Source organism: Streptomyces sp. NPDC054794, assembly GCF_053611585.1.
The window spans coordinates 1-6,075 of record NZ_JBSHAQ010000121.1; the positions used below are offsets into that span (position 1 = coordinate 1).

Below are 6,075 nucleotides of genomic sequence, written 5' to 3' on the forward strand. Positions count from 1 at the left end.
CACACCGACATCCACACCCAGATCCGCCCGCACGGCATTCACCAACCGCATCGCCAACAGCGAATGCCCACCCAGATCGAAGAAACTGTCGTCGACACCGACCGACGGAAGCGACAGCGCCTTGGCGAACAGGCCGCACAGGGCCTCTTCCAGAGGGGTGCGCGGTTCGTGGTGGGTGGCCGTGGCGGTGTAGTCGGGGGCGGGCAGGGCCTCGCGGTCCAGCTTTCCGTTGACGGTGAGGGGCAGGGCGGCCATGGGTACGAGGGCGGCGGGCACCATGTATTCGGGCAGCCGTGCCTCCAGATCGGCCTTGGCCCGGGCCAGGTCAAGGCCGGAGTCGGAGTCGAAGCCGGAGCCGAAGTCGGAGTCCGGTTCCGGGACGACGTAACCGACCAGGCGCTTCTCCCCGGGCTGGTCCTCGCGGAGCAGTACGGCCGCCTGACGGACCCCGGCGACCGCGCCGAGGGCGGTCTCGATCTCGCCAAGTTCGATGCGGAAGCCGCGCAGCTTCACCTGGTCGTCGACGCGGCCGACGAACACCAGCCGCCCGTCCGGCGTCCAGCGCACCACATCGCCCGTCCGGTACATCCGCTCACCCGCGGCGAAGGGGCTCGCGACGAAACGGGACGCCGTCAGGTCCGGCCGGCCCACATAGCCACGCGCCAGACCCGGGCCGGCGATGTACAGCTCACCCGCCACCCCGGGGACGACCGGCCGCAGCGCCTCGTCCAGCACGTACACGTCCGTGCCGGCGATCGGGCCGCCGATGGTGACCGGTTCGCCGGGGCGCAGGAAGGTGCCCGTCGCACACACCGTCGTCTCGGTCGGGCCATAGAAGTTCATCAGGCGGTGGTCCACGGACCACTGGTCCGCCAGCGCGGGCGGGCAGGCCTCACCGGCCGTGATGATGACCGTGCCGGGGGCGAGGGCGTGGGCCGGGAGGGCGCCCAGCAGGGACGGCGGCACGGTGACATGGGTGACGCCGCGGGTCAGCTCGTCGTCCGGGACGACGGCGGGCAGCGCCTCCGCCCGTCCGATCCGCAGCGTGGCCCCCGCCAGCAGGGCCATCAGGATCTCCGCGATGGAGGAGTCGAAGCCGATCGAGGCCATCTGCAGCACCCTGCTGTCCGCCGTCACACCGAGCGAGTCGATGTGCGAGGCGACCAGGCGGGTCAGACCGGTGTGGCTGACCGCGGTGCCCTTGGGCCGGCCGGTCGAGCCCGAGGTGTAGATGACGTAGCAGGTGTTGCCGGTGCGCAGCGGCGCACGGCGGTCCGCGTCCGTGACGGGCGCGGCGGACAGGCCGGCCAGGTCCAGTGTGCCGAGCACGGTGGGGGCGAGCGGGAGGCCGTCGGCGCGGGACCCGTCGTCCACCAGCAGCGCCGCCGGGGCCGTGTCGGCGAGCATGAACGCCTTGCGGGCCGTCGGGTAGGCGGGGTCGAGCGGCAGGTAGGTGCCGCCCGCCTTGACGGTGGCCAGCATGGCGACGACGAGGTCGACGCCCCGGTCCGCGCAGACCGCGACCGGGACCTCCGGTCCCACCCCGAGTCCGATCAGGTGGCGGGCCAGCCGGTTGGCCCGCTCGTCCAGTTCGCGGTACGTGAGCGAGTCGCCGTCGTGCTCCAGGGCCACGCCCTCGGGGTGGCGTCGTACCTGCTCGTCGAACAGGTCGGGGAAGGGCCGCGGCACGACCGTGGCGGAGCGGTTCCAGTCCACCAGGACGCGCTCGCGCTCGGCCTCGGACAGCACCTCGAACGCGCTCAGCCGCAGCTTCGGATCCGCGACGGCCTGGCCGAGCACGCGCACCAGGCGCTCCCCCAGCCGCCGTGCGGTCTCCGGGTCGAAGAGGTCCAGGGCGTAGCCGACGCGGACGCCCGGCCCGGTCTCCGCGTCCACGAACTCGAAGTCGAGGTCGAACTTGGCCGTACCCGACTCGACGGGAACGGCGGCACAGTCCGAACCGGCCAGCGCCGGCGTGTCCGCGCCGCCCGGGGTCCAGGCCAGGGCGGTCTGGTAGAGCGGGTGGCGGGACAGGGAGCGGGTCGGCTGGAGCTCCTCGACGAGCCGGTCGAAGGACAGTCCCTGATGCTCGAACGCGGCCAGGTCGGCGGCCCGGACCCGGGCCAGCAGGTCCGCGAACGTGGGGTCGCCGTCGGTGTCGGTGCGCAGCACCAGGGTGTTGACGAAGAAGCCGACCAGATCGGCGAGGGCGTCGTCGTCACGGCCGGACACCACCGTGCCGAGCGGGATGTCCGTTCCCGCGCCGAGCTTGGTGAGCAGGGTGGCGAGGGCCGCCTGGGCCACCATGAACACCGTCACGCCCTGCGCGCGGGCCAGCTCCCGCATGGCGTCGCGCAGCTCCGGCGGGAGCGGCAGTTCGAGGTGCCCGCCTTCGTAGGAGGCCCGGGTGGGGCGCGGTCGGTCGGTGGGCAGGGCCAGTTCCTCAGGCAGCCCGGCCAGCGCCGAACGCCAGAACTCCAGCCCGGCCCGCTCCGACTCCGCCTGCTCCCGCTGCCACAGCGCGTAGTCGGCGTACTGGACCGGAAGCGGCGTGAACGAGGGGGCCCGCCCGTCACGACGAGCGGCGTAGGCGGCGGACAGGTCGGCGGTCAGCGGGCCCATCGACCAACCGTCCGTGGCGATGTGGTGCATCACCAACACCACCGTGACCTCGTCACCGTCGTGCTCGATCAGCTCCGCATGGAACGGCAGGTCCCTCTCCAGGTGGAACAGGTGCCCGCACGCCGCGGACACCGCCTGCGCGACCTCCTCCGCCGTCGCACACCGCACCACACCCACCACAGGACGGGCATCCTCGACCGGCAACACCCGCTGCACCGGCTCCCCATCCACCTCCACGAACACCGTCCGCAGCGACTCGTGCCGAGCAACCACATCACCCAGCGCCGCCTCAAGCGCCGTACGGTCCAACCCACCCCGCACCCGCGTCACCACCGGCACGTTGTACGTCGCGCCCGCACCCTCCAACCGGTACAAGAACCACAACCGCCGCTGAGCCGCCGACAACGGCACCACCTCCGGACGCGGCACCACCGCCACCACCCCCGGACGCGCCGCCGCGGTCGCCGAGCCCAGCTGAGCCGCGATCTCGGCGACGCTGGGGCTGGTGAAGACCTTCCGGACGGGCAGTTCCACGCCCAGCGAGGTGCGAATGCGGTTGGTCAGACGGGTCGCCAGCAGCGAATGCCCACCCAGGTCGAAGAAGCTGTCGTCGATGCCGACCGAAGGCACGTCGAGGATCTCCGCGAACAGCGCGCACAGGATCTCCTCCCGGGCGTTGCGCGGAGCGCGGTGGGTGCTGGTGGCCGTGTAGTCAGGCGCCGGCAGGGCCTTCTGGTCGACCTTGCCGTTCGGGGTGAGGGGGAAGGCTTCGAGAGCGAGCAGCGCGGCCGGGACCATGTAGTCGGGCAGACGGGCGGCGAGTTCGGCGCGGATCTCGTCCGCGTCCAGCAGCGCACCGTCCTCCGGGATCAGGTAACCGACGATCCGCTTCTCGCCCGGCTGGTCCTCACGCAGGAACACCGCCGCCTGCGCGATGCCGTCCACCGCCGCCAGTACGGCCTCGATCTCACCCAACTCGACCCGGAAGCCGCGGATCTTGACCTGCGCGTCGGCACGCCCGACGAAGAGCAGATCACCGGTACGCGTCCAGCGAACCAAGTCTCCGGTCCGGTACATGCGTTCGCCACCGGAGCAGGGGTTGGCCACGAAACGGGAGGCCGTCAGGTCGCTTCGGCCCAGGTAGCCCCGGGCAAGACCGGCACCGGCGAGATACAGCTCGCCCACCACACCGGGCGGGACCGGACGCAGAGCCTCGTCCAGCACCAGCAGCGTGGTGTTGTCGAAGGGACGGCCCAGCGGGACCTGTCCGTCCGGCTCGTCGCCGGACGTCCACGGCTGACCGGTGACGCACAGGGTCGCCTCCGTCGGACCGTACGTCGTACGGACGACGATCCCGGGGCACGTCTCCAGGACCCGGCGCACGGCCGCCGCCGGCACCACGTCACCGCCGGTGGTCACCTCCACCAACCCCGACAACGCCTCCGGCGCCTCCTCCGCCAGCACCCGGAACAGCCCCGCCGTCACACTCAGATGCGTGACCTTGTACCGGTCCAGCAAGGCAGGCGCCCAATCCCCCGGCGGCGCCACGACGATCCGCGCGCCCACCAACAGCGGCAGCCACACCTCGTACACCGACCCGTCGAAGGCGTGCGGCGCCTGGAACAGCACCCGCGCGTCCGCGTCCACACCCCACGACGGCTCACGCACCAGATCCAACACGTTCTGATGACTCACCGCGATGCCCTTCGGCTCACCGGTCGAGCCCGACGTGAACATCACGTACGCCAACTGATCGGGCAGCACCACCGGCCACTCGGGGACAGCGCCCGCCTCGGCAGCCAACTCCCCCACCGGTGTCCCGTACTCGGCCCACGTCTCGTCGACGATGACGAGGGGGGCGTCGATCCGCTTCAGCAACGCCTCGACCCGGGCCTTCGGATATGCCGTATGCACCGGCAGATACGCCCCACCCGCCAGCAACACACCCAACAGCGCCACCACCGCATCCGCCGACCGCTCCATCAGGACCGGAACAACCTGCTCCCGTCCGAGGCCACGCGCCAGCAGACCGGACGCGACCGACTCCGCACGCGCCAACAACTCGCCATAGGACAGCTCACCGCCGTCCCACTCCAGGGCCACCGCCTCGGGACATGCGGCAGCCCGCTCCCGCAACACCCCCACCACGCTCGACGCGGGCGAAACCGTCACCGGTCCGCGGCCCCTGTGCAGCGCCTTCGCGGTCTCCGCCGCCGACAGCACCGCCAGCCCGCTCAGCCGTGACTCGGGATCGGCGACGACCTGGTCGAGCAACCGCAGCAGGCGGTCACCCAGTTCCTCCGCCGACACCCTGTCGAAGAGGTCGTGCGCATAGGTGAGCAGCAGTTCGTCGTCCCGGAAGGCGAGGGAGAGGTCGAACTTGGCGCTGTCCTCGGGCGGTACCGCCTCCGTCTCCAGGGCGGCGAGGCGAAGAGCAGGGGCGTCCTCCTCCCAGGTCAGGGCCACTTGGAAGAGTGGGTGCCGGGACAGGGAGCGGGCCGGCTGGAGCTCCTCCACCAACAGGTCGAACGGCACGTCCTGATGCTCGAACGCCGCCAGGTCCGCCAACCGCACCCGCTCCAGCAGTTCGCCGAACGTCGGATTCCCGCTCGTATCCGTACGCAGCACAACGGAGTTGATGAAGAAGCCGACCACATCGGTCAGCGCCTGGTCGGGGCGGCCGGAGACGACCGTGCCGAGCGCCACGTCCGTGCCCGCGCCCAGTGCGCTCAGCAGCGCGGCCGTGGCCGCGTGCGCCACCATGAACGGCGACGCGTTGTGCGCCCGCGCCAGCTCACGGACGCCCCGCGACAGCGCCGCGTCGATCGACAGCCGCACCTGTCCGCCCCGGTGACTGGGCTGAGCGGGACGCGGGCGGTCGATGGGCAGGGCCAGTTCCTCAGGCAGCCCGGCCAGCGCCGAACGCCAGAACCCGAGCCCGGCCCGCTCCGACTCCGCCTGGTCCCGCTGCCACAGCGCGAAGTCGGCGTACTGGACGGGCAGCGGAGCGAACTCCGGTACCGCACCCCGTGCCCTCGCCCCGTACGCCGTGGACAGATCCGCCAGCAGCGGGGCCATCGACCAGCCGTCCGTGGCGATGTGGTGCATCACCAGCACCAGCGTGACCTCGTCGCCGTTCCCGTCGCCGTCGTGCTCGATCAGCTCCGCGTGGAACGGGAGATCCCTCTCCAGGTGGAACAAGTGCCCGCATACCCGGGCCACTTGGGCGTCCCGCTCCTCGGCCCGGCAGGTCGTGACGGTCAGGTCCACCCGGGTCGCGTCGAGCGGAAGGACCCGCTGGGCCGGCTCCCCGTCGGCCTCGACGAACACTGTCCGCAGGGACTCGTGCCGCGCGACGACATCACCCAGCGCCGCCTCAAGCGCCGTACGGTCCAACCCACCCCGCACCCGCGTCACCACCGGCACGTTGTACGTCGCGCCCGCACCCTCCAA

The 6,075-nt window shown here is 71.8% G+C and carries 1 protein-coding gene; it reads right to left on the reverse strand.

The window, feature by feature from the left end; genetic code table 11:
- Nucleotides 1–6,075, reverse strand: a 6,075-nt coding sequence (locus tag ACWGKT_RS48115) for an amino acid adenylation domain-containing protein (RefSeq protein WP_453278762.1), incomplete at both ends; no start/stop codon positions are given.